Raw genomic sequence first — 22,915 nt, forward strand, 5'->3', positions numbered from 1 at the left:
CCTGAATTAGTGAGCCGGGCCGAGGAAAGACAGCCAGCGGCGTTCAGCCAGGCGGAACAGGCCGACCAGAGAGAAAGTGACTGCCAGGTAGATCAACGCGGCGAGACCGAACGACTGGAAGGTCAGGAAGGTCGCCGAATTGGCGTCCCGAGCGACTTTCAGGATGTCCGGGATGGTCGCGGTGAAGGCTACGGTGGTCGAGTGCAGCATCAGAATCACTTCGTTGCTGTAGTAAGGCAGCGAACGACGCAGGGCTGACGGCATGATCACGTAGGTATACAGCTTCCAGCCCGTCAGGCCGTAGGCCTTGGCCGCTTCAACTTCACCGTGGTTCATGCTGCGAATGGCCCCGGCGAAGATCTCCGTGGTGTAGGCGCAGGTGTTCAGGGCGAAGGCCAGAATGGTGCAGTTCATCGCATCGCGAAAGAACGCATCCAGCACGGGCTGAGCACGCACCGCGGCCAGGCTGTAAATGCCGGTGTAACAGATCAGCAGCTGAATATAGAGTGGCGTACCGCGGAACAGGTAGGTGTAGAACTGCACCGGCCAGCGCACCCAGACATTGGTTGAGACCCGGGCAATCGACAGCGGGATCGACATCACGAAGCCGAAGAGGATCGATGCGCTGAGCAGCCAGAGGGTCATGGCCAGCCCGGTGATGTGATTGCCGTCCTGGAACAGGAAAGGTTTCCAGTACTCCTGCAGTAGCTCGATCATCGCACGGCCTCCCGGGTGCCTGCGGCGTAGAAGATTTCCATCCGGCGCAAGACGTAGTTCGAAACGGTGGTTATCACCAGATAGATCAAGGCGGCCAGCATCAGGAAGAAGAACAGCTGATAGGAGCTCTTGCCCGCGTCCTGGGCCACTTTGACCAGATCGGCCAAGCCAATGATCGACACCAGAGCAGTGGCCTTGAGGATCACCATCCAGTTGTTACCGATGCCCGGCAAGGCAAAGCGCATCATTTGCGGGAACACCACTAAGCGAAAGCGCTGAGCGCGGGTCAGGCCGTAGGCGGTAGCCGCTTCCATCTGCCCTCGCGGTACGGCGAGGATGGCGCCACGGAAGGTTTCGGTGAAATAAGCCCCGTAGATGAAGCCCAGGGTAATCACCCCGGCGCTAAAGGGATTGATTTCGATGTATTCCCATTCCATGAAATCGGTAAACGAGGTCAGCCAGGTTTGCAGGCTGTAGAAGATCAGCAGCATCAGCACCAGGTCCGGCACCCCGCGGATCAGCGTGGTGTAGGCCTGCGCAGGGACGCGCAACAGTGCCGATTTCGAAAGCTTGGCGCTGGCGCCGATTAGGCCCAGGCCAACGCTCACCAGCAAGCACAGAAAGGATAATTTGACAGTCATCCAGGAGCCTTGCAGCAACAGCGGGCCGAAACCCTTAAGGCTAAAGCCTGACAGCCCCAGAATCTGCAATAGGTTTTCTAGCATTGAGCAGCCCTACGTCAATCAAAAAAGTGCCCATCCGGAAATGGGCGCAGGGTCATTATTTGCCGCTGTAGAGATTCAGATCGCCAAAGTGCTTCTGCTGGACGGCCGCATAGGTGCCATTGTCGTGCAGTGCCTGGATACCTTTGTTCAGCAAGGCCTGGAGCTCGGCGTTGCCTTTGGTGAGACCCACGGCGGTTTTGGCTGGCAGCAGGGGGCTTTCGACCGGCTCGCTGACTTGGAAGTCGGCGCCTGGTGGTGACTTCAGGAAGCCCAGTTCGGCTTGCAGCATGTCCTGGATTGAGGCATCGAGGCGTCCGGAGATCAGGTCAGCGTACACCTGGTCCTGGTTGGCGTAGGCCTGGGTTTCTACCCCGGCCTTGTCCAGCACGGCCTTGGCGTAGGCTTCCTGGATGGTGCCTTGCTCGTAGCCGACTTTCTTGCCTTTGAGGGAGGTCGGATCGATGCCGATGGCCGCGCCTTTCTTGAATACCAGCGCGGTCGGGCCAGAGAACAGCTCGCTCGAGAAATCGATGACTTTCTCACGCGCGGGCGTAGCGGTCATGGAAGAGATCACGCCATCGAACTTGTTGGCTTTGAGGCCGGGAATCATGCCGTCGAAGTCACTTTCGACCCATTTGCACTTGACCTTCAGCTCAGCGCAGATCGCGTTGCCCAAGTCGATATCGAAGCCCACCAGGCTGCCATCGGCGGCCTTGGATTCGAACGGCGCATAAGAGGGGTCGACGCCAAAACGCAACTCCTTGTACTCCTTGGCCAGCGCAGAACCGGCAGCCACACACAAAGCCAATGCAGAAAGGGTGAGAAATGCTTTTTTCATTATTTTATTCCCAAGGACCATCGAAAGCGCTTGTGCCGCAAGAGCGCGTGTACTGCGTGGCAACATGTCTTATGCACACGCAGATACTTGTACAGACAAGCATATGCAATCACCCGGCCAATTCGCGGATTGGGTGTTTGAGAATGCGCGTACAGCGCTCTGGGATGGGCTTGGCAGGCAGGTGAGCGCAGGGGGAGGCATCCCGCGAGGCTGTTACCAAAGCCGGTTTTTACACCCGTCTGGGGTATGCGGTAACAAAATGTGAGATTAAGGGCGCCGACTTTACTGGCTCAATCCTTGATGCCCCAGCAGCATCGACGGTCAGAATTCGGAAACTCGCTCGGCATCTTTTCCGTCTACGCAGGACCTTGAGGAGGCCGTGGGGGCTCAGCTCTACATACGCAACCGTCGAGGCGTTACGCCTACGGAGCTTGGTCGGGCCTTTGTAGATCGCGGCCGAATGGTGCTTGCCCAGCTAGACCACCTTTCCCAAGCAATTGATGCACTTGGCAAGGGGCATGCAGGGCGTGTTGCCATAGGAAGTGTGTTAACGGGATCAAGTTATCTTGTGCCTGCAGCGATTGCACGACTTTGGAAAAACCGACCCAGTGTCCGCATTAAAATTGTCGAGGGCGTGAGCGGCGAACTGATACCTCGACTTATCTCGGGAGAACTGGACTTCCTGATCGGGAGGCTTTCCGATGTTGGCTCAAGTGTTGCTGTCTCTCAGGAGGCTCTTTTTAGCGCGCTTTTTAGCTGTGGATTCAACCGACCCACAGTGGCCGGTCAAGGCCTCTTCGAAACCCTAACGCCCCGGTTCAGCGGCGGCGCGCCAGCGCCGTCCGCTGCAACCGGTCGTTAGGTGTTCAATTGATTTTAACGATCGCGGGCGGACTCCACGTTCCTTTGCCAGGAGGCAGGACGGAAGGGTTTTCCGCCTTCGGCCAGTACAGGCGCATCACCATGTAGATCAGATCATTCGGTGCGGGCAGCCAGTTGCTTTCCTTGTCCGTGCCGGGTGAATCCTTCTGAACGTAGAGCGTCAACGAGCCGTCTGCATTCTTCTTCATGTCGGGTAGCATCGGCGAGTTGATGAGGTAGCGATTGATCGGGTTTTTAATCAGCAGTTGCGACTTGCCGTCGTACATGGTCACCGACCAGAAGGCGTTGACCGGCGGGAGCTGTCCTGCGGGAAAGGTGATGGTGTAGTTGTGCTTGCTGCCGTCAAGCGGCGCGCCATCGGACAGGATCTTGGCCATCGGATACGTAGCCTCTTCGGCGTCGTTGGCATAGATGCCCGCTTTTGCGATGGCGGCACGCTTTAGCCAATCACCATCGTAGAACGCGGCATCACCGCCGGAACTCACGATATTCCAACCATTGACCTGCGTGCCGAGATGATTCACCGCATCCTGGACCTTCGTATGTCCAGCCTGCATGCCCTCAACCACTGCGGCCTTTTGCTCGGCGGTGAGATCCTGGAAGTTGAAGTCCTTGCCGGCGCCAATGCCCATACGAGCCAGCTTCGTGCGGATCGCCACTTCTTCCGGTGTGGCCGGGGCAAACTGTAATGCAAAGCCCAGATACTTGAAGAAGTCGGTCTTCACGAGGTCCTTGTCGAACTTAGGAAAGTCGATCGCCGGCGCGGCAGGCGGCGCAGGCTGTTTGAGAAAAGCCGATAGCGGCTGAGTCGCATAGCCGGACTGGATCTTTTCGACGTTTGGCATGTCCGCCGGATTGTAGAGCTGGGTGCGAAAGATCACGAAGAGGAGTTGTGTTTGGGAACGAAACACCTTCTTGATTCCCGGCGGGGTCACGCCCTTCCAGTCTGGGCCGACCACCATGTAATAGCCGGCTTCGCTGCCGGTGGTACGGCTGCCGATGTAACCGAAGTTGTTGGTGTTGTTATCGATGAGCTGCACCGAGTAGTACCGCGGTTTCTCCACCGCCGGTACCGATAGCACGATCGGCTCGCTACGCAGGTCCATGAACATCAAGGAATACGGCGTGTCGCTGTTCGGCGAGACGATGGCCGTGTCCTTGTAGCTAAAGACATTGTGCATGCTGTGAATGTGGTTGAACGGCGCCTTGTACTGGCCGGAGTTCTTGTCCACGGCGTAGTCGTACATGGTCGCGTAGTTCATCACGATGGGTAGACCGTAGATGTAGCCTTCCTCGGCGATGGCTTTCGTTTCGGCGGGAGTGATGTCCGCTGCTTGGGCGAGCGTAAATCCAAAGGACGCGAGCAATACCATCGCACAGCCAAATGTTCTCGGTAGTGTGGTTATCATGAACCTGAAACTCCATTTTTCGAATTAGATGAGTAAGTCGGTCAGCTAACTACTAATCAGGCGATATTCAATGTCGCGTTTGCTCACGACTTGATATCGCATAACGCTCCTTGTCTTGCTGTAAGTCTTTGTTTTTCCTGAAATTTGTCTGAGAAAGCGCGACACTGATCGAGGAGAAACAAGACGGATGGCAAGCTCAGACTGCTCGGTCAGTATAAGCAGCAAATCAAACAACGCTGCTTGAATGACATCAACCAGTCCTCTGACTTCTGGCCGGTAGCGAATTTTCGTGCCAGCCAGCATGGCTAGACACTGATATGTATCACAGCGCCCCCCCTTCGGACGCCCAAGGCTCCCCAGCGAAAAACTTTTCCGAGCCCCGTAATGAGTTGGAAAGGTCTGACAGTAGGGTTCGTTTTGAGTGCAAAGGACCAATAACCTTTTCCAGGCGCTACCGACTGGCTGCTTCGTGGAGCAGACTTCATCCACCTGCCGCAGGCGGTCATTGACCACCGAGTGCACACCCCACGCCACCGTCAATCGGCGAGCGGTTTGCAGGTTCGGCGTCAGGTTGAGGATCGGCACCGTCGGCCGTTCCCGCGCCGCACGCAAACCCGACGCGTCGGACTCGCTGTAATTGATCAGCACCGCCACCGGCAGCACGTTACTGATTCGGCGAATGGCGCAGCTGATCGCATCGGAAACAGTCGCCTCAGCCTTTGGTCGGCTGACGTCGAGTTGAGTCTGATAGTCCGGACCGTTTTCCACCTGGCGGATGATCTTGCTCATCATCTGCACGGCTTCGAGCGGGTATTCGCCGGAGGCGGTTTCTGCCGACAGCATCGCCGCGTCCGCACCTTCGGCCACGGCGTGGCCACATCGGTGACTTCGGCGCGGGTTGGTGCCGGTGAGAAGCGCATCGACTCCAGCAGCTGCGTCGCCACCACCGGTCTCTAACAGCTTTTTAATCCCGCCTTTCGATGATCTGTTCAGCTATATGTACGAAAAACTGAATAATTAAATCTTGATCGTATTTAACGAAAGCCCGGCCTAACTCGCCGGGCTTTTTTCTTGCCCGCCACGGAGTCGAGCGCATGGAGCTTCTCTACCGCCTGCTCGACGGGTTAGATACATGGTTTACAGCCGGCCTGTTCGGAGCTGTTGGAGCAAGCTGGTGGCACCGGGACGATCTGGTAGACAGAAAGGCCTGGGTCAGGCCCGGAGGAGGGATCGGCGTGGTAGACGATTCCTCCTCCTGGAGTCCATGACGATGATCAGGCTTGCGCCGCGCTCATCCCGCCAGTGGCCATGGATTTTTTGCGCACCGCTTGATAGAGCAGGCTGGAAACCATGAAGCCCGCAATGGCCAGTATGCTCATCAGGGTGAAAACATAGTTGTAACCCTGTTGACCGGGGAAGTGGTCGAGGATCGCGCCGTAGATGACATAGGCAAACATGCCGGGTGCATAGCCGATCAGGCAACCGATGCCGAAGGCCGAGCCGGTGATGTGCTGGGGAATGCCGACTTCACCCATGGGGGCCCAGAACACGCCGCGCATGGAGAACACGATCAGAGCGAAGGACAGGGTGGCGGCCATGCCCGCATAGATGAAGCCCGGGCTTTTCGGAATCAGCATGATCACGCCCATCACTGGCAACAGCGCCAGGAATGCCCACTTCAGGTAACGGCTGGTGCTTTTGAACTGCTTGTCGGCAATGAAACCGCCGGCAGGCCCGCCTAGGATCTTCAGGAAGTACTGGTTGATGATGCCGTAGGCGCCCACCAGTGCCACGGGCAACCCGTACATTTCCTTGAGGTAGGGGATGAAATAGGTCAGGCCGCAGTAGACGATGTAGACCATGAACACGTTGAGGCTGACCAGCCAGATTCCCGGCACCTTGATCGCCTCCATCAGGTTCGCCAGACCGTTCTTCGGCTTGGCCACCGACTGCGCGCTGCCGCTCTTGAGCAGGAACCAGGTCAGGGTGCCGGCCAGAATATCGATGACCGAGTAGAACAGGATCGCAGACTTCAGGCCGGTTTCGCCCGAACCCATGGCGACGAACACGCCCAGGGCGGAAAAGGCCACCAGGGTGTCAACCACGCCACGCCCGCCTTCGAGCAGGCCGAACAACCGGCCTTGCTCCTGATCGTCACCCAGGTTGCGGATGGCTTTGAGCAGCGAGGGCCAGAACAGGCAGTCGGCACAGATGGCCAGCAGACTGAACACGATCAGCAGATTGCTGAAGGGTGGAAAGGTCGCCAGGTACAAGCCCAGGCCACCGGTGCCGATCAAGCCGAGCGGGATCAGCTTGCGCGTGTCGTAGCGATCGGCGAGCAGGCCGCCTACCACAAACAGCGCGGTGGCGATGATCGCGTTGGCACTGAGCAGCATGCCGATTTCAGTGTGGCTCAAGCCCATGAATTCCTGCATGGGTACATAGAAGGCGTCCTTGAGGTTCGCCAGTTTGTAGATGGTGCCGCCACCGAGGATGAGGATCAGGAATCTGAGCCATTTGGCCTTGTTTTGAGTTGTCATTATTGTTCTCCGGGCGTAATCGGGTCGTCAGGATCAGGCGTTGGAAGAGGTGGCCAGGGTCAGTTCGGCCAGCGTGCGCAATTCGGCCAGCAGGCTACGGACATAGGCGACCTGGTTGTTCGCCCAGCGGTGTTCGTCGGCCAGCATTCGCTCAAGGGAGTAGCCGTTCGGCAGCGGCGTTTCGCTCATCTCCCGGTAGGCAATGAAGGGATCGGCCGCCTCAGTGCTCTGGCGGAAGGCCGGGGCCACGTAGTGGTTTTCCTGCTCGAGGATGAACGCGATCACCTGCGGGGCTGCTTCGCCGAGCATCAACAGCTCGAACAGCATGCGGGCGCTGGGCAGATCGTCCTCGTCGCTGCCCTGCAAAACGCCGTAATGGCCGAAGCCGTTTTGCTCGGGGACGATGCGCACACCCTTGAGGTGAGTCTGGCGGATGTGCGGCGCCAGGTTGCGCAGGGCCTGCAGGGGCTGTTCGCAGGCATTGATCATGTTGCCGAAGTCGAACAGGGCATGCAGGCGAGGGTGGTTGAGGCGGTTGAGCAGTTGTGCGATTTCGCCGCTCTTGAGTTCTTCATGCTGCTCGAAGTCAAAGTACAGATCGTGTGCGTCGGCCTGTTGCGCCAGGTAGTGCAGGTCGGTCTCGATCACGTCCATGACCCGCGACAGCGTGCCCTCGTAACGTGAGTAAACGCGAATGTTGCGCACCCCCAGGGCGATGGCGATGGCGATCACCTGGTCGACATCCTTTTTCAGCGTGCTGCTGATTTCCAGGTGCACATCCAGCCCCAGCGCTTTGGCTTTGGCGGCAAACGCCTGGAGCTGCGCGGGTGACATTTGGCTCAGGCTGTTTTCCTCGCCGTCGAGCAAGTGCAGGCTCAGGCCTTGCAGCTCGTGGCGATAGGCGAAGTCCAGCATGTCGGCAGGGATGACACGACCGTGGGTGAGGTTGGTCAGTAGCGGGTAGGCGTGGGCAAACAGGCGCAATTGCCCGAGACGTTCAAGTAGCCGCCGGGCCAGTGCGTCCGTCAGCACGGGAACAGCCCCGTGTTCGACCACCTTATGGCTCAGCAAGGCGTTGAATCGTTCCTGGATCTTATTGTTCATTAGAGTCGTTCCTGGTTCAGACACCGGGTCTACCGGCGCAGCCTTTATCGCGCCAGTCAGGAACTCTCGATAGATCCATTATCAGTTAATTGATAAGACCACTTGCCTCGCATCAAGTGGTCGGCGGCAGATAACCCAAGGTGCGCAAGGCCTGGGCCAGGGCCTCGACACGCTCCCGCGCCTGGTTTTCAGGCGTACCGGCAAAGCCGATCAACAGGGCCGGCGGCAGGGCATGCTTGATGCGGTAGTCGCTTAAGGCGTAAGTGTGGATGTTGTGCTGGGCCAGTTGCCGGGCGATGTCAGCGTCACTGAGTTCGGGGGGCAGCCAGGCGATCAGGTGCATGCCAGCATCCGTCGGGGTAATCCTGAAGAAGCTGCCAATCTGCTTTTCAAGCTGTTCGATCAATGCCTGCTGGCGCGCCTTGTACAGCGCACGCATGCGGCGGATGTGCCCCAGGAAGTGGCCTTCGATCATGAAGTCTGCCGTTGTCGCCTGAAGCAGGGTAGGCGGACTGCGATCCATGACCGCGCGCAGGGTGCAAAAGGGTTCGACCAGGGCCTGCGGCAGAATCACGTAACCCAGTCTCAGTGACGGAAAGAGCACTTTGCTGAACGTTCCGACGTAGATCACCCGGGCCATCTGGTCCATGGCATACAGCGCCGGGAGGAGGCGGCCACTGTAGCGAAACTCACTGTCGCAATCGTCCTCGATGATCCAGCTTTGATGCTGCGCAGCCCAGTCGATGAGTGCCTGGCGCCGCGCATAACTCAGGGTGACACCCAAAGGATGCTGGCGCGAAGGTGTACAAAACACCAGGCGGGCATCAGGGCACTCGGTCAAGCCTTGCTGGACATCGATCCCCTGTTCATCGATACGCAACGCAATCACCTGAGCCCCCTGGGCCTGCAACGCAATGCGCGCGGCGATGTGCCCCGGGTCCTCCATCCAGACGCTGTCCTGCGGATTGAGCAGCAGCATGCCCAGCAGGTTGAACGCTTGCTGCGCGCCGGAAACGATCACCACTTGCCCGGCATTGCAGTCGATGCCACGCGCATCGAAGACGTATTCGGCAATCGCGGTGCGGAACGCCTGCAAGCCTTGCAACTCGCCATAACCCAGAATGGCCTTGGTAGGCTTGAGCAGATGACGGTTCATCAGGCGCCGCCAGATCGCCTGCGGGAATGCGTCATAGGTGCTATGGCTGGGCAGGAAGGAGGTCGGGGTCGCGGGGTCCCAGTCGGCATAGGACACCCCGCGAAAATGATCGCTGCGCAGCGACAGCATCGACTGGCTCAAGTCGGACAGGCGCGGTGGCTGGCGCGGTTGCTCATCCTCGATACCCCGGCTTTCCCACTCAGTGCCGACATACGTACCGGCGCCAGTACGCGAGGCCAGGAAACCTTCGGCAATCAGCTGATCGAAAGCATTGAGAATGGTGATCCGCGACAACCCCAACTCGTTGCTCAAGGTTCGGGTCGACGGCAGGCGCACGCCCCCCTGGATTCTGCCATTGAGTATCTGTTTGCGAATCTGCAGATACAGTTGGCGGTACAGGGGAATGGCACTGGCACGGTCCAGCTCGATAGCCGACAGCAGCAAACCTGCGGGGGATTTCATGACATGCTCGACTGGGTGAAATGGGGTGCGACCTGGAAACCGTCAGGCGACGGGGAGGTAAGGGTATCCAGCGATACCCGATAAGTCATCCGTCTGGCGTTGATGTCCGGCGAGGCAGTCCCTGAGTGGCGACGCAGTGCCGGGCGCATCACATTGGCGGGGCTGGAAGCAGCCCGGCATACTGGCGGAATCATTCACTCGTTAACGGAGACGGCGATGAGGGCGGAGCCCGAAGTCAGCCAGGTAAAAAGGCTACGTCAGTTCATAACCTACGCCCGGCTGGCGGCCGTTACTGTGTCAATAATAGGCGTAGTTGTGCTGGCTGGTTGGCTGCTGGATGTGCCTGTGCTAAGGACTGTGCTTCCTGGCTGGACTACGATGAAGGTCAATACCGCCTGTATGTTCACTGTTCTCGGAGCGGGACTGTGGTGCGCTACTTTCAGAGCGTCTCTGGCCGCAGGCTTGATCAGGCGGCTTGGCGCTGTCCTGGCGATACTCGTCGGGGGGCTGACGCTCATTGAATATGTCATGTCGGTTGATCTGGCTATAGATCTACTGCTTCCTTTCTCACTTCAGCACACCCAGGGGGGACTTTTTCCGGGACGAATGGCGCACGCGACAGCACTGTGTCTTCTGCTTTCTGGCCTGAGCCTTGTTCTTGATGGGAGGCGATTACTGCCGCAAATATTCTCTTCATCAGCGCTATTTATAAGCCTGATGGCGCTTGTTGGTTATTTGTTCGACGTCAGCGCGCTTTACTCGGTCGGCCTCTATAGCACTATGGCCATTCATACGGTTATTGCGCTGATCCTGCTCAATACCGGGCTGCTGGTTATCCAGCCGCGTTCGGGATTCGTCGAGTTGCTGATAAGCGATACCGCAGGTGGCAATGTGGCGAGAAGCTTGCTGGCCAGTATCCCGGTTGTAGTTCTGAGCATCGGAGGTGTGCTGGTCGTCGGAGAAGGGCTGGGCTACTACGACAACCGGTTCAGCTTGGCGTTGATGGCAACTCTGAGCATCGCCATGCTGATTGCGGTAATCCTCAGAACTGCCAGGCACCTCCATCGGATCGATAAATCGAGAGAGAATGCTCAGGCAGAGCTGGCTGCTCTGAATGCGGCCCTTGAGTTACGGGTAATCGAGCGGACCAGTGCACTGGAAGCTGTGAACAGCAAACTGATGGGCGAAATGTCGCAGCGACAAAAGGTCGAAGACGATGTGCGCCGACTGTCGCTGACGGATGAACTGACCGGTTTGCACAATCGCCGCAGTTTCTTTCTTTTGGCTGACCAGCTCATGCGCTCGGCTCGCCGTAATGATCAATCCTGTTTGTTGTTTTTTATTGATCTCGATGGTCTGAAAAAGACCAATGATGCCCACGGCCATGAGGCGGGCGACCTGGCGATCGTAGCCGCTGCGCAGGTGCTCGAAGCGGCGTTTAGACATAGCGATGTTGTCGCGCGGATCGGCGGTGATGAGTTTGTGGTCCTGGCTGTCGACACAGGGGAGTCGGCGGATGCCCTTTCTGCTCGTGTGCAAGCACTGGTCAATGAGTTCAATGGTAGTGACCGTTGTCGTTATCCTGTCGGCTTAAGCATCGGCGCAGTTGGATGTTCGCCAAAGGAGCTGAAGCCGCTGGGTGAGCTACTGGCGGGTGCCGATGCCGCGATGTACGCCAATAAACAGCGTCGCCGTCAGCATGTTCTTCATCGTGACGGGGGTGTAGCAGGTGTCCAGCCAAAGCACGCAGACGGCCAACTTGAATCGTCCTTGGTCTTGTAGAAGCATTCGAGTGGCTGCTTTTGGCTGTGGATTCGCTCCAAGCGTTGCGGGCCGATGGATTTGATTTCTGTGAGCAATAGGCGTCCTTGGCCGGTGTTCGCTACAGTAGGTAGGTCATCGAAAAGGAGATCGAACATGCAATGCTTAATTTGCCAGGCTGCCTCTAAAATCGTACATATCGCTGGATGCTGGTCAGAGATTAAATGCTCGGCCGGGTGTGGACACTTTAGAGTCTCAGCGAACCTTGTTGCGAAGATGAAGTTCAAGAACGAGTTCTTTGACGTGGAACGAACAACGCAATGGCTGGAGATGGCTCGACGGGAGGGGCCAATGCCGTTGATATCGACCTACGATTACAATGTTTCTTTGTTGCATCGTGCCACTAAAGAGCGATCTGACAGTTTGCCGAGTCGTTCCAGGAAATCGATGACTTTGGAATAAATGGACTTCTGACTTCGAGCCGCCGACACGCCAGGTTTCCTCTTTGGCGCAGTCACCGACGGGGTAGTGCCACTCTTCGCCGAACAATTTGCTGAGCAGCTCGCTTTGATGCCAGCACTCATTGGTGGATTCGATGTTGCGAAGTTCGTCGACCCGATTGAACAGACGGCGCGCAATAACACCGAAGATACCTACCGATGACCATAAAAAAGCCCCGCCAGGCGCAATGCCGGGCGGGGCTTTGGTGACTCAGGAACGGTGGGTTAAGCGACGTTCATGGTCTTGTGCGTATCAATCAAATGCTGCACCACACCCGGATCGGCCAGGGTGGAGATATCGCCCAACCCTTCATATTCGGCCGTAGCAATCTTGCGCAGAATGCGGCGCATGATTTTGCCCGAACGGGTTTTCGGCAGGCCCGGCGCCCACTGGATCACATCCGGTGAAGCAATCGGACCAATCTCCTTACGCACCCAGTTTTTCAGTTCCGGGCGCAGCTGCTCGCTCGGCTCTTCGCCACCGATCAACGTGACATAGACATAAATGCCCTGCCCTTTGATGTCGTGCGGCGCACCGACCACCGCCGCTTCGGCGACTTTCGGGTGAGCAACCATCGCGCTTTCGATCTCGGCGGTGCCCATGCGGTGACCGGACACGTTGAGCACGTCATCCACGCGACCGGTAATCCAGTAGTAACCGTCTTCGTCACGATCTTCTGCAACCTGCGTCGAGTGCCAATGTTCTATTCGGGGACCTAGCTACATGGCATCCCTCCACAGGCGGGAGGGCTGGGATGTCCAGGTGCAATAGGCGCGATGGGTCGATTTTTACCGGTCACAACTGATAGACATCGACCGTTGGTGTTGAAAGATTGCGCTCTTCAAGTGATGCCGACAGTGCCGCTGTCCCGAAGGGCTCATGAATCACATTTATGTGATTCTGATATTAGTGCTATCCGATTAGTGCTGTTTATCAATCAATAGTCGAAGGGTAAGTTGCTTCTCTGCGAATTCAAGCCGAGAGCAATCCATGACCCAGCACATCATCCGCAAGTGCCTGCCCGCCGCAGCGAAGGCGGGCACCCTTTGTTTTGCTCTGTGCGCCGCTGCGGTCATGGAGGCGGGCGATCGCGGTCCGCTGATCATCGAGAAACAGGGAAGCCTGATGGCCGGCGGCGGGCTGATGACCCAGCCGGGTGTCTTTGATCCGTACACACCGATGAAGCCTGATGGCCAAACCTATCATGGCGATCACGTGTATGCGTTCTACCAGGTTCCGGTCGACGCTCGCCCGCTGCCGATTGTCATGTTGCATGGTGCAGGGCAGTCCGCGAAGTCCTGGGAAACGACGGCCGACGGTCGAGAAGGGTTCCAGAACCTCTTCCTGCGTCGTGGCTTTTCCACCTACCTGATCGACCAGCCGCGCCGTGGCGATGCGGGACGCAGTCTGGTTGAAACGACAATCAAACCGGTGGCGGACGAGCAGCTGTGGTTTAACCAGTTCCGCATGGGTGTGTGGCCAAACAGCTTCGAGGGCAGTCAGTTTCCAGATGGGCAGGAGGCGCTGGAGCAATTCTTCCGCTCGATGACGCCCAATACCGGTCCTTACGACATTGATGTGGTTTCCAATGGTGTGTCCGCGCTGCTGGAAAAGACTGGCCCGGCCATTCTGTTTACCCACTCGCAAGGTGGCGGGCCCGGTTGGCTGACGTCGATCAAGAGTCCCAATGTGCGAGCCATCGTGGCGTTCGAGCCGGGCAGCAGCTTCGTGTTTCCCGAAGGTGAAGCCCCGGTGCCGATCCCCAGTGCGTTCGACACACTCTCGGCGCAGGTCGTATCCAAGGCGCAGTTCGAAGCGCTGACCCGCATCCCCATCGTCATCTTCTATGGCGACAACATCCCCGAAAAACCGGTGCGTCTGCCCGCGCAAGACAGCTGGCGCGCCCGGCTTGAGATGGCGCGCCTGTGGCGAGACGCCGTGAACCGGCATGGCGGTGATGTAAGGCTGATCCATTTGCCTGAGATCGGGATCAAGGGCAATTCCCACTTTCCCTTCTCGGACCTCAACAACGTCGAGATCGCGGATCTGGTTTCGAAGTTTCTCGCAGAGAAAGACCTGGATTGAAAACGAGCCCGGCGATGGCCGCCGAGCCCCTCAGAAGTCGCAACAGGCAGGATTATTCATATGACGCGAACCACGATAAAGGCCACCGTTCTGGCCGCAATGATCGGTATATCGGCAGCTGAAGTTGAGGCCGCGGACTACAAACAGAATCCATTCACATTGACCTACGGTGGCGCGCTGACGAAGAACGAGCCGGGCAAGGTCAACCTCCATCCGGTCACCTACAAGCTCAATGGCCTGGACATTTCCGCCAACGTTTACACCCCGGCGAACTATGACTCGGCGAAGAAATACCCGGTTGTCGTGGTGGCGCATCCCAATGGCGGGGTGAAGGAGCAGGTTGCAGGCCTGTATGCCCAGCGCCTGGCAGATCAGGGCTACATTACGATCACTGCGGATGCGGCGTATCAGGGCGCCAGCGGCGGTCAGCCGCGTAACGTCGATAAACCCGCGTATCGCATCGAGGACATCCACGGCATGGCGGATTTCATCGCCCGCTACCCCGGCGTCGACAGTACGCGTTTGGGTTTGCTCGGCATTTGCGGCGGTGGCGGCTATTCATTGAAGGCGGCGCAAACCGACAAGCGATTCCAGTCGATCGCAACCTTGAGCATGTTCAACTCAGGGCTGGTTCGCCGTAATGGCTACCGGGATTCGCAACTGTCCACGGTCCAGGAGCGCTTGCAGCAAGCTTCCGCTGCCCGCGCCCAAGAAGCGGCCGGTGGGGAAATTCTCTACACCGGGGATGCCAGGCTGACGGACGAGCAGATCGCCAAATTGCCGTTTGATCTGTATCGGCAGGGTTTTGAGTATTACGGCAAAACCCATGCTCATCCTAACTCGACCTTCAGATACACCTTGAGCAGTTTGCTGGACTTGATGAGCTTCGATGCAACGGACCAGATCGAACTGATCGACAAGCCATTGCTGATGATCGCGGGCAGTAAGGCCGACAGCCTGTACATGTCGGAGCAAGCCTTTTCCAAGGCCACCGGCACGAAAGACAAGTCGTTGGTCAAGATCGATGGCGCGACCCATATTGAAACTTACTGGGTGCCTGCCTATGTGGACGTCGCAATGGACCAGCTGACCGCGTTTTACGCCAGAACGCTCTGAATTGAAGGAGCCGTCATCATGAACAAGACCCTTTTCGGGATCGCGATGTGCGCCGCGACACCCTTCGCCAGCGCAGCCGGGCAAGCAGACAATGTCAGTGAGTCCCAGGCTGCCCAGCAGATCCGACGTGCAGGTACGCAGGCTTCGGCGGCGGGGCCGGCGGATTTTTTCTCCGGGCGGGTGCGCGTCGATCCCTTGTTCCCCGCCACTGGCGAAATCAATGCATCTGGCGCCTACGTTACCTTCGAGCCGGGCGCGCGTTCGGCTTGGCATACCCATCCAGCAGGCCAGCGATTGGTTGTGATCGCAGGTGTGGGCCTGACTCAGGAATGGGGCAAGCCCGTGCAGGAAATCCGTCTGGGAGACGTGATTGTCTGCCCTCCGGGCGTCAAGCACTGGCACGGTGCCGCACCGACAAGCGCCATGACTCACCTGGCTGTGACCGGCGTGGTGGATGGCAAAAGTGTGCAATGGCTGGAGAAAGTCGTCGATTACCCAAACAACCCACAAAGTCCGGCGACGCCGCAAGCAACGTCTGCCGAGCATGCCGTTTCCGAGGTGCTGTCAGCCAAGCAGCAGGCTATCCCGTTGATTGCAGCCTCCATGGCCACAAGCAACATGCCCATGCTCAATGCTGCCTTGAACAAGGGGCTGAATACGGGGCTGACCGTCAGCGAGGCGAAGGAAATCCTGGTGCAGCTCTACGCTTACACCGGCTTTCCTCGCAGTCTCAACGCACTCGGCGAGCTGATGAAAGTGGTGGACGCACGCAAACAACGCGGCATTCAGGATGATCCGGGGCGCGAGCCCGGTCGTGTCATTCCAACCGGCGCTGAATTGCTGGTCGTGGGCAAGGCCAATCAGACCCGCATTTCCGGTGCACCCGTCCAGGGCCCGCTGTTCGACTTTGCACCTGTCATCAATCAATATTTGCAGGCGCATTTGTTCGGCGACATCTTCGAGCGAGACAACCTGGATTGGCAAAGTCGTGAACTGGCTACGGTCGCAGCGCTGGCCGCCACGCCCGGTGTGGAGCCGCAACTGCGTTCGCACATGGCTGCCAGCATGAGAGTAGGTCTGAGCGCTGCGCAATTGCGTCAACTCGTTCAGGTACTGGCCGACCAAGGTGACGCTGATGCGGCCAAGCGTGCCGGCGAGGCGCTGGACGAACATCTGGCTAAAACGGCCGGGCGGCCGTGAGTCAGGGATCGGCCACCCGTCAAGCGCGCAGGCCTGTCAGCTGGAATAGCGCAGGGCTTCACGCAGCAACGTAAAGGCGGGTGAACTCTGGCGTCGGCTTGGATAGTAGAGGTGGTATCCCGAGAATGGCTCGCACCAATCCGCGAGTACGCGAATCAACCGACCCTGTGCGACATGCTCCTGCACCAGGTCTTCTGGCATATAAGCCAGCCCCAACCCCTGGAGGGCGGCCTCCAGGCGCATGGCAATGTTGTTGAACACCAACTGGCCTTCCACGCGTACTTTCAATTCTTGCCCGTTCTTCTCGAACTCCCAGAGGAAGAGGCCACCATAAGTCGGCATGCGCAGTGTGATGCAGTTGTGCTGCATGAGATCGCTCGGGATTTTTGGTTTCGGATACCGAGCGAAATACGCTGGGGAACTGACCACTGCCATGCGCATGTCGGGGCCGATACGCATCGCGATCATGTCCTTGGCGACCTGCTCACCCAACCGGACGCCAGCGTCGAAGCCTTCAGCCACGATGTCGGTCAGGCCGTAATCGACGATGATCTCGATCTTGAGATCGGGATTGTCGGGCAGCAGCTTTGCGAGCACGGGATGCAGGATCGTGATCGCAGAATGCTCGCCTGCCGTGATACGCAGTTTGCCTGAAGGCTTGTCACGGAATTCGCTGAGCAATGCAAGCTCGTTGTCGATCTCTTCGAATCTGGGGGCGATCACTCGCAGCAGATGTTCGCCCGCTTCCGTGGGGGATACGCTGCGAGTGGTGCGAGCAAGTAACCTGACGCCCAGTCGTTCCTCCAACTGACGCATGGCCCGGCTCAAGGCAGGCTGCGACATGCCCAGTTTGGCAGCCGCGCGGGTGAAACTGCGCTCCTGTGCCACGGCCGAAAAGATCGCGAGTTGGTCGTAGCTTTCGGCGGTCATTGATACGCCCCTGTTATGAACCGTTCGCGATTATGCCATCCAGCATCACCAATCGCTTGGATCTCACCCTCCCTCTATTCAAGGCAGATTCCAGGCGTAGCGGGCAAGCTATCGAGAAATGCGGCAATCTGCCGCGTACCGCGCAAGTGCACCGTAGAAATTTGCGGGCCTATAGCCAGGCGCACCGCCTCGATACCTGGGCGATAGCCGCGATCGAAATTCCACACGAAGTTCAGAAAGGTCAGGAACGCCCGGTCGAGCTTCTCTGTACAGCCTGCTGCAAGGTCAGGGCGAGGGCGGTTCATTACGCTGCGCATGATCACCCGGGTGAAACAGGTGAGCCGCGATGTATCGAGCCAGATGATCAGGTCGGTACGGGGCAGGCGAAGGTCGAAGGTTCGCCGCGCATAGTTGCCTTCACAAATCCAGGCATCCGGTGCGACCGCTTCGCGGACCCGTGTGCGGAACTGCTCAGCGTCGGGTTCGACCCAGCCGGGCTCCCAGAACAGCGTGTCCAGGTGAACCACGGGCAGGCTCAGGCGCTTGCCGAGGGCGCGGGCGAGGGTGGATTTGCCGCTACCGGCATTGCCCAGAATTACAATCCGTTGCATGAGGACTTCCTGTCGCAAAAAAAGCCGGCAATTGTGCAGGTTTTGGATGGCCAGTTAAAGGCTGATGGATGGGCTCATTCCATTCCTTCCTCGGCGGATCGGCCTCGACATCGCCCAATCAGACTAGGCAGCCCTGACGATTCTCTCGTGTGCCGCTGGCACCAAACTCGAAGGCCAGAGGGGTGTCGCTTCATGTGTGCCCCGCCTAACGAGCAGAAGGCGCCGCGATGGAGTTTGCATTCAGCGACGAACAGGAAATGATCCGCGCATCGGCCGAGGGTTTTCTCGCCGATGTCTCGGATTCTGCCGCCGTACGAGCGACGATGGTCAGCGAGCGAGGTTTTGAGGAGGCGCTCTGGCAGCGCCTGTGCCGCGAAATGTACTGGCCGGCGATTCATATTCCCGAAGCGTACGGCGGCCTGGGACTGGGCTTTGTCGAGCTGTCGATTTTGCTGGAACAGATGGGCCGGCGCTTGCTGTGTTCGCCGTTTTTCGCCACCGCCTGCATGGCCACACCCGCGCTCAGGCGCTCAAACACCGTGCCGCCGACATGATGCTGCAGGTCGAATGCGCACGTTCGGCCAGCTATTACGCGGCCTGCGTGGCCCAGGAAGTCCTCGATCCTGAAGGCGATCCGCAGGTGGCCGCCGAGCGGTCGCTGGCGGCGGCGCTGGCCAAGGCGCAGTGCTCTGAAACCTATTTCCACTGTGCATCCGAGTCGATCCAGTTGCACGGCGGCGTTGGTTTCACTTGGGAATACGATCCGCACCTCTACTTCAAACGTGCTCGCGCCAGCGAAAGCTTTCTCGGCGCACCTGCCTGGCATCGAGAGCGCATTGCCGTAGCGATTCTTGACGAGCATATGTTTCCCGAGGAACGCAAAGCCTGGGAGCGCAAACTCGCAGAGGGTGGCTGGACGTGTGTGGGCTGGGCGCCGGAGCACGGTGGGCGAGGTCTGTCGATCAGCCAGCAGGTGATTTTCCACGAAGAGTACGCCCGCGCTGGCGGCCCGGGACGCATGGGGCATATCGGCGAAGGGCTGGCCGGACCGACCATTGCCGCGCGCGACCCGATCCTGCGCCAGCGCCTGGCCGAAGCCTGGAGCGGGCTGCGGATCATGCGCTACAACTCGCTGCGCATGCTGTCAGGTAGCCAGGACGGTTCGCTGTGCAAGGAAGCGACCATCTACAAACTGTTCTGGTCCACCTGGCACGCCAGCCTCGGCAAGCTGGCGATGGACGTCCTCGTTGCCGAGGCGGAACTGCTGGAAGCCGCGCCCTATCAACTCGCCCGTTTGCAATCGCTGTACCTGTTCAGTCGCGCCGACACCCTCTACGGCGGCAGCAACGAGATCCAGCGCAACATCATCGCCGAGCGCGCCCTGGGAATGCCCAAAGAACCGCGCCTGTGCACCTGACCAAGGAGTTTTCCATGTCTGTTCCCAACTATGTTGCAGGTCACGGCCTGTTGCGTGACAAGTCGGTGCTGATCACGGTCCCCTCGATGTGACGCTCACCGGCACCATGCGCATGACCCGTGCGATGTTGCCGAAGATGATCGAGCGGCGTGCCGGGGTCATCGTCAACAATGCTTCGGTGCTGGGCTGGCGGGCACAGAAAGAGCAGTCGCACTACGCCGCGGCCAAGGCCGGGGTCATGGCGTTGACCCGTTGCGCCGCGGTCGAGGCCGCCGACTACGGAATCCGCATCAACGCGGTGAGCCCGAGCATTGCGTTGCACGATTTCCTGCGTAAGTCCGCCCCTCAGGCGGTGCTTGATCAACTCGCCGCCAACGAGGCGTTTGGTCGTGCCGCCGAGGTTTGGGAAGTGGCCAACGTGATGATGTTTCTGGCCAGCGACTACAGTTCTTACATGACCGGCGAAGTGTTGTCGGTTTCCAGTCAGAGGGCGTGAACATGGCACGTATTTTCGACACGCCCCTCGCCTTGCACGATGCGGTGGGAGAGGTGTTGGGCGTCAGCGACTGGCTGGTGCTTGCGCAGGACCGCATCGACAGGTTCGCCGAGGCGACCGGTGATCACCAGTGGATTCACGTCGATCCGCTCAAAGCAGCCAGCGGTCCCTTCGGCGCCTGCATCGCCCATGGCTATCTGAGCCTGGCGTTGGTCAATCTGTTTTTACCGCAGATCGTCGAGGTGCGCGGCATTGCCATGGGTGTCAATTATGGCTGCGAGCGGGTGCGTTTTCCCACGGTGGTGCGTGTTGGCTCGCGGGTGCGCGGCAGTGCGCAATTGATGGCGGTCGAGGAGGTCAAGGGCGGCGTTCAGGCGACCATTCGCGTCAGCGTCGACATCGATGGCGAGGAACGTCCCGGCTGTGTGGTCGACACCATCAGCCGTTACTACCCCGCGTGAACCCTTTAGCAGAACATTCGAGGAATCCAGCATGAAAGAAGCCGTCATCGTTTCGACCGCACGTACCCCGATCGGCAAAGCCTTTCGCGGTGCATTCAATGACACCGACGCCCCGCAGCTCGGCGGCCATGTGGTGCGCGAAGCCGTGCGTCGCGCCGGCATCGAGCCGGGCGAAGTGGACGATGTGATCATCGGTGCGGCAGCGCAGCAGGGCACGCAGTCTTATAACTTGGGGCGTCTGTGCGCGATTGCCGGCGGCTTGCCGACCTCGGTCGCCGGGATGGCGGTCGAACGCCAATGCTCATCGGGGCTGATGAGCATTGGCATGGCCGCCAAAGGCATCATGTGCGACGAAATCGACATTGCCGTGGCCGGTGGCCTGGAGTCGATTTCGCTGGTGCAGAACAAGCACAAGAACCTGTACCGCAATCAGTCAGGCTCGGTGATCGAGCTGGATCCGCACGCTTATATCCCAATGATCGAAACCGGCGAGATCGTCTCCGCACGCTACGGGATTACCCGCGAGGAACAGGACGAATACAGCTATCAGAGCCAGGTGCGTACCGCGCTGGCCCAGAGTAATGGATTGTTCGACCGTGAACTTGCGCCGCTGACCAGCCGGAAGGCGATCTTCGACAAGGCCAGTGGCGAAACCCGCTACGAATCCGTCACCTTGCTTCGCGATGAGTGCAACCGCATCGACACCACCCGCGAAAGCCTGAGTGCGCTGGAACCGGTGTGGCCGGGCGGTCAGTGGAGTGAAAAGGGCCGCTTCATCACGGCCGGCAACGCCTCGCAACTGTCCGACGGTGCTTCGGCCTCGGTGTTGATGAGTGCCAAATTGGCCGAGAAACGTGGCCTGGAGCCGCTGGGGATTTATCGCGGCATGGCGGTCGCCGGCTGCAACTCCGACGAGATGGGCGTCGGCCCGGTCTACGCCATCCCGAAACTGCTCAAGCGCCATGGCCTGACCGTGGACCACATTGGCCTCTGGGAGTTGAACGAGGCGTTTGCCTGTCAGGTGCTGTATTGCCGCGACACCCTGGGCATTCCCGCTGAACACATGAACGTCAACGGCGGTGCAATTTCGGTGGGCCATCCTTTCGGTATGTCCGGTGCGCGGATGGTCGGTCACGCGTTGGTCGAGGGGCAGCGCCGTGGATTGCGTTACGTGGTGGTGAGTATGTGCATCGGTGGCGGCATGGGTGCCGCCGCACTGTTCGAGGTGGTCTGAATGGTCAGTGCACAACAGGTTCAAGCGACCATGGCGCGTCATGTGGAATTGGTGGATGCCGGTGACATCGACGCGATCGTCGCGCTGTATGGTCAGGACGCGGTAGTCGAAGACCCCGTCGGCCAACCGCCGATTCGGGGCCTTGTCGCCATCGAACGCTTCTACCGCGAAGGGCTGGGCGCGAGCAAAGTCTAGGCGACCCTGACCGGCCCGGTTCGGGCGACACTCAACGGTTGTGGAGCGATGCAGTTTCGGGTCGATTTGGAATGGGCCGGGCAACCGTGTTCGCTTCATGTGATCGATGTGATGGAATTCAATGCGGACGGCAAGATTCGCTCGATGAAAGCCTATTGGAGCGAGGTCAACCTGGGCCCGCAGCCCTGAGACGATTCCCTGTAGGAGCTGGTGCAGCCTGCGATCTTTTCAGGATTGCGCTGCATCGAGAAACGCCGGGCGTTCGCCACCGCCGTGCACGGTGATGTCCGCGCCGCTGACATAATGTGCCAGCGTTGATGCCAGATACAGACAGGTATCGCCGATGTCTTCCGGAGCCGCCAGGCGTTGCAGCGGGATGGTCGCCGCCACCCGGGTAATGCCCGCCTGATCGCCATAATGCATGGCCGCCTGCTCGGTGAGAATCAACCCGGCCGTCACAGCGTTGACCCGCACCTTGGGCGCCCATTCCACCGCCAGCGAACCGGTCAGGTTCAGCAACCCGGCCTTGGCTGCACCATAAGCGGCAGTGCCCGGCGAGGGACGCGTCGCGCTGACGCTGCAAATATTGATGATTGCGCCACCGTCGGCTTGCGCCTGCATCACCTGATTGGCCTGCTGACAGAGATTCAGCGGCGCCAACAGGTTAAGGCGGATGATCGCTTCGCTAAAACGTGGCGAGGTGCTGGCCGCGTCGGCATTCGGTGAGCCGCCGGCATTGTTGACCAATACATCGAGGCGACCGAAACGCTCGACGATACTGTCGATCAACCGGCCGGACTGCTCGACATCCCGCAGGTCGCAGGGCAGAAACAGCGCCTCGCGCCCAGCTCTGGCAGGCAGGGTGTCCGGTGCTTCGCGACCGCAGATCACCACGTCGGCACCACAGTCGAGAAAACGCTGACTGATGCCGCGACCGACCCCCTTGCCACCGCCGGTGACCAGTACCACTTTGCCGCGAAAGTCCATCGGATCAAGCATGGGATGCCTCGCTCTGTCGCTCGGGAATGCTGTCGATGCTAGGTGCGTGGCACCCGGCAGCCAACGTCCGAAAAGA

The 22,915-nt window shown here is 59.1% G+C and carries 18 protein-coding genes and 5 pseudogenes; 11 read left to right on the forward strand and 12 right to left on the reverse strand.

The window, feature by feature from the left end:
* Nucleotides 1-6: 6 nt before the first annotated feature.
* The 3 genes from ACSQ87_RS11060 to ACSQ87_RS11070 are packed head-to-tail and all read right to left on the reverse strand — an operon-like array spanning nucleotide 7 to nucleotide 2,280.
* Entirely contained in the window at nucleotides 7-717 is a 711-nt protein-coding gene (locus ACSQ87_RS11060; RefSeq protein ID WP_223433374.1) for an ABC transporter permease, read from the reverse strand.
* Nucleotides 714-1,442 (reverse strand): ABC transporter permease, encoded by a 729-nt coding sequence (locus tag ACSQ87_RS11065; RefSeq protein WP_077431981.1) that lies wholly within the window; start codon nucleotides 1,440-1,442, stop codon nucleotides 714-716. The genes ACSQ87_RS11060 and ACSQ87_RS11065 overlap by 4 nt, the downstream gene beginning before the upstream one ends.
* A 55-nt stretch (nucleotides 1,443-1,497) precedes the next feature.
* A complete protein-coding gene (locus ACSQ87_RS11070; protein WP_223433375.1) occupies nucleotides 1,498-2,280 on the reverse strand; it encodes a transporter substrate-binding domain-containing protein in 783 nt (260 codons plus the stop codon).
* A gap of 460 nt (nucleotides 2,281-2,740) precedes the next feature.
* Between ACSQ87_RS11070 and ACSQ87_RS11075 the strand changes: the two genes are divergently transcribed.
* Nucleotides 2,741-3,142, forward strand: a complete 402-nt coding sequence (locus ACSQ87_RS11075; protein WP_223433376.1) for a LysR substrate-binding domain-containing protein — start codon at nucleotides 2,741-2,743, stop codon at nucleotides 3,140-3,142.
* A gap of 4 nt (nucleotides 3,143-3,146) precedes the next feature.
* Here the strand turns inward: ACSQ87_RS11075 and ACSQ87_RS11080 are convergent, their stop codons facing one another.
* The 5 genes and pseudogenes from ACSQ87_RS11080 to ACSQ87_RS11100 form a co-directional block, all read right to left on the reverse strand.
* The gene (locus ACSQ87_RS11080) at nucleotides 3,147-4,535 is read right to left on the reverse strand and encodes a DUF1254 domain-containing protein (RefSeq protein ID WP_411741513.1); all 1,389 of its coding nucleotides are present in this window, start codon (nucleotides 4,533-4,535) and stop codon (nucleotides 3,147-3,149) included.
* A 504-nt stretch (nucleotides 4,536-5,039) separates the two neighbouring features.
* A pseudogene (locus ACSQ87_RS11085) lies at nucleotides 5,040-5,518 on the reverse strand (pyruvate kinase); the annotation flags it as partial.
* A 327-nt stretch (nucleotides 5,519-5,845) separates the two neighbouring features.
* Complete coding sequence (locus ACSQ87_RS11090; protein WP_223433378.1) at nucleotides 5,846-7,111, reverse strand: MFS transporter; 1,266 nt, start codon at nucleotides 7,109-7,111, stop codon at nucleotides 5,846-5,848.
* 33 nt (nucleotides 7,112-7,144) lie between these two features.
* The gene (locus ACSQ87_RS11095) at nucleotides 7,145-8,215 is read right to left on the reverse strand and encodes a sugar phosphate isomerase/epimerase family protein (RefSeq protein WP_223433379.1); all 1,071 of its coding nucleotides are present in this window, start codon (nucleotides 8,213-8,215) and stop codon (nucleotides 7,145-7,147) included.
* Nucleotides 8,216-8,327: 112 nt separating this feature from the next.
* Nucleotides 8,328-9,833 carry a PLP-dependent aminotransferase family protein gene (locus tag ACSQ87_RS11100; protein WP_436273598.1) on the reverse strand — a complete coding sequence of 502 codons (1,506 nt, stop codon included), beginning with the start codon at nucleotides 9,831-9,833 and terminating at the stop codon, nucleotides 8,328-8,330.
* A gap of 378 nt (nucleotides 9,834-10,211) precedes the next feature.
* On the opposite strand from ACSQ87_RS11100, the gene ACSQ87_RS11105 reads away from it, so the two are divergent.
* Nucleotides 10,212-11,615 carry a GGDEF domain-containing protein gene (locus ACSQ87_RS11105; protein ID WP_223433381.1) on the forward strand — a complete coding sequence of 468 codons (1,404 nt, stop codon included), beginning with the start codon at nucleotides 10,212-10,214 and terminating at the stop codon, nucleotides 11,613-11,615.
* A 704-nt stretch (nucleotides 11,616-12,319) separates the two neighbouring features.
* Here the strand turns inward: ACSQ87_RS11105 and ACSQ87_RS11110 are convergent.
* Nucleotides 12,320-12,766 (reverse strand): annotated as a pseudogene (locus tag ACSQ87_RS11110) (AMP-binding enzyme); the annotation flags it as partial.
* Nucleotides 12,767-13,085: 319 nt separating this feature from the next.
* On the opposite strand from ACSQ87_RS11110, the gene ACSQ87_RS11115 reads away from it, so the two are divergent.
* Genes ACSQ87_RS11115 through ACSQ87_RS11125 form a run of 3 tightly spaced genes read left to right on the forward strand, consistent with a single transcriptional unit; the run spans nucleotide 13,086 to nucleotide 16,496 of the window.
* Complete coding sequence (locus tag ACSQ87_RS11115) at nucleotides 13,086-14,180, forward strand: alpha/beta hydrolase (RefSeq protein ID WP_223433382.1); 1,095 nt, start codon at nucleotides 13,086-13,088, stop codon at nucleotides 14,178-14,180.
* A gap of 60 nt (nucleotides 14,181-14,240) precedes the next feature.
* Entirely contained in the window at nucleotides 14,241-15,296 is a 1,056-nt protein-coding gene (locus ACSQ87_RS11120; RefSeq protein WP_223433383.1) for an alpha/beta hydrolase, read from the forward strand.
* An 18-nt stretch (nucleotides 15,297-15,314) separates the two neighbouring features.
* Complete coding sequence (locus ACSQ87_RS11125; protein WP_223433384.1) at nucleotides 15,315-16,496, forward strand: (R)-mandelonitrile lyase; 1,182 nt, start codon at nucleotides 15,315-15,317, stop codon at nucleotides 16,494-16,496.
* 36 nt (nucleotides 16,497-16,532) lie between these two features.
* Here the strand turns inward: ACSQ87_RS11125 and ACSQ87_RS11130 are convergent, their stop codons facing one another.
* Together ACSQ87_RS11130 and ACSQ87_RS11135 are read right to left on the reverse strand one after the other, a co-directional pair.
* Entirely contained in the window at nucleotides 16,533-17,426 is an 894-nt protein-coding gene (locus tag ACSQ87_RS11130) for a LysR family transcriptional regulator (RefSeq protein WP_223433385.1), read from the reverse strand.
* 74 nt (nucleotides 17,427-17,500) lie between these two features.
* Nucleotides 17,501-18,037, reverse strand: a complete 537-nt coding sequence (locus ACSQ87_RS11135; RefSeq protein WP_223433386.1) for an AAA family ATPase — start codon at nucleotides 18,035-18,037, stop codon at nucleotides 17,501-17,503.
* 227 nt (nucleotides 18,038-18,264) lie between these two features.
* On the opposite strand from ACSQ87_RS11135, the pseudogene ACSQ87_RS11140 reads away from it, so the two are divergent.
* The 6 genes and pseudogenes from ACSQ87_RS11140 to ACSQ87_RS11165 form a co-directional block, all read left to right on the forward strand.
* Nucleotides 18,265-18,902 (forward strand): annotated as a pseudogene (locus tag ACSQ87_RS11140) (acyl-CoA dehydrogenase family protein); the annotation flags it as partial.
* A pseudogene (locus tag ACSQ87_RS11145) lies at nucleotides 18,891-19,454 on the forward strand (acyl-CoA dehydrogenase family protein); the annotation flags it as partial. The pseudogenes ACSQ87_RS11140 and ACSQ87_RS11145, both read left to right, overlap by 12 nt.
* 82 nt (nucleotides 19,455-19,536) lie before the next feature.
* Nucleotides 19,537-19,950 (forward strand): annotated as a pseudogene (locus ACSQ87_RS11150) (SDR family oxidoreductase); the annotation flags it as partial.
* 2 nt (nucleotides 19,951-19,952) lie between these two features.
* Nucleotides 19,953-20,411 carry a MaoC family dehydratase gene (locus ACSQ87_RS11155; protein WP_223433389.1) on the forward strand — a complete coding sequence of 153 codons (459 nt, stop codon included), beginning with the start codon at nucleotides 19,953-19,955 and terminating at the stop codon, nucleotides 20,409-20,411.
* Between the two features lie 31 nt (nucleotides 20,412-20,442).
* Nucleotides 20,443-21,645 (forward strand): acetyl-CoA C-acyltransferase, encoded by a 1,203-nt coding sequence (locus ACSQ87_RS11160; RefSeq protein WP_223433390.1) that lies wholly within the window; start codon nucleotides 20,443-20,445, stop codon nucleotides 21,643-21,645.
* Entirely contained in the window at nucleotides 21,646-21,840 is a 195-nt protein-coding gene (locus ACSQ87_RS11165) for a nuclear transport factor 2 family protein (RefSeq protein WP_223433391.1), read from the forward strand.
* Between the two features lie 228 nt (nucleotides 21,841-22,068).
* Here the strand turns inward: ACSQ87_RS11165 and ACSQ87_RS11170 are convergent, their stop codons facing one another.
* Nucleotides 22,069-22,839, reverse strand: coding sequence for an SDR family oxidoreductase (locus tag ACSQ87_RS11170; RefSeq protein ID WP_223433392.1), 771 nt, complete (start codon nucleotides 22,837-22,839; stop codon nucleotides 22,069-22,071).
* Nucleotides 22,840-22,915: the final 76 nt, after the last annotated feature.

The sequence above is a fragment of the Pseudomonas sp. LjRoot277 genome (assembly GCF_964253845.1).
In the GTDB taxonomy this organism is placed as follows: domain Bacteria; phylum Pseudomonadota; class Gammaproteobacteria; order Pseudomonadales; family Pseudomonadaceae; genus Aquipseudomonas.